Origin of the sequence: Marinobacter salinexigens (assembly GCF_008370345.1) — a bacterium.
Classification (GTDB): domain Bacteria; phylum Pseudomonadota; class Gammaproteobacteria; order Pseudomonadales; family Oleiphilaceae; genus Marinobacter; species Marinobacter salinexigens.
The window spans coordinates 1-1,270 of record NZ_VTUU01000028.1; the positions used below are offsets into that span (position 1 = coordinate 1).

Genomic DNA, 1,270 nt, shown 5'->3' on the forward strand with positions numbered 1-1,270 from the left:
TGGACTTCCCCCGATCTAGTGGACACGCATCGATAACTCCGAAGCAGGAGAAAACTGATGCCGGAAATGATCACGGGGAAGAAAACACAGCAATACAGCACTGAGTTCAAGGTCAAGGCGGTGGAATGGAGCCACCAGGCCCATCGAAGTGTCAAAGGCGTAGCAGAAGCGCTGGATATTCATCCCTTCATGCTGTCACGCTGGCGAAAGGAATACCGTGAGGGAAAGTTCGCCATGAAACGTGTCAAAAAGGCACCCGTCAAAGCCAAGCAGCAGATCAAAGAGCAGGATGAGATCAACCGCCTGAAGCGCCAAGTTGCCGAGCTTCAGGAGGAAAACGACATCCTAAAAAAGTTTCAACGCTTTCAGGCCGAGGAACGACGGAAGCGTTCAGGTTCATCTGGAAACACCGGCGGCAACACGGAGTAAAGGCGCTGTGCCGCCACCTGAACGTCTCGCGATCCGGCTATTATGCCTGGGCCAATCGGAAGCCCAGTCTAAGAGCGTCAGAGAACGCCGAACTATTGCTCAAAATCCGTCGCACCTATAACGCAAGTGGCGGTCGTTATGGCAGCCCTCGTGTGTATCAGGCGCTGCGACGAGAAGGCGTTGAGGTCGGCGAGAACCGGGTGGCGCGACTGATGCGGGAATGGGGCATGAAGGCGCGTGTGACGCGCGTCTATCGGCAAATGAGCAAGCGCCGGGACGCAGCCAAAACTCTGCCAAATTACCGCCTGGATGAGGCTAAACCAGAGGCGATCAACCAGCACTGGAGCAGCGATGTCACGTACATCAAGCTGGGACGGAAGTACGTGTTCCTGGCGGTTGTCCTGGATCTGTTCTCCCGCCGCATTGTTAGTTGGCGGCTGGGCGAGAACCTGAATGCGGACTTTTCCAGAGCGACACTGAGAGAGGCCTTCAAGACACGCCAGCCGGCACCGGGTCTACTGTTCCATACGGATCGAGGGATTGAGTACCGGGCCCACAAGACACAAGCACTTCTGAAGCAACATCAGGTCCGCCACAGCATGAATCGGCCGGGCCAGTGCACCGACAATGCCGAGGTGGAGTCCTTCTTCAAGACGTTGAAGGGAGAATTGCTTGAGGCGACGAGCTTTGTGACGTTGAGACAATTACGGCGGCATATAAGTAACTATATTGAAGTCTTTTACAATCGTCAGCGGCTGCACAGTGGCCTGGGCTATCGGACTCCGCTAGAGTTCGAAGAAATCAACTGATGGGGCGTGTCCAATTTATTGGGGGAAGTCCA

The 1,270-nt window shown here is 55.1% G+C and carries 1 protein-coding gene; it reads left to right on the top strand.

Annotated elements, in window-relative coordinates; all coding sequences use genetic code 11:
- Positions 1-57: 57 nt before the first annotated feature.
- Positions 58-1,238 (top strand): IS3 family transposase gene (locus FWJ25_RS19090; protein WP_149601848.1). Its coding sequence is split into 2 segments (ribosomal slippage): positions 58-354 and positions 357-1,238, totalling 1,179 coding nucleotides; the frame shifts between segments, so codons are not numbered across the junction.
- Positions 1,239-1,270 lie beyond the last annotated feature (32 nt).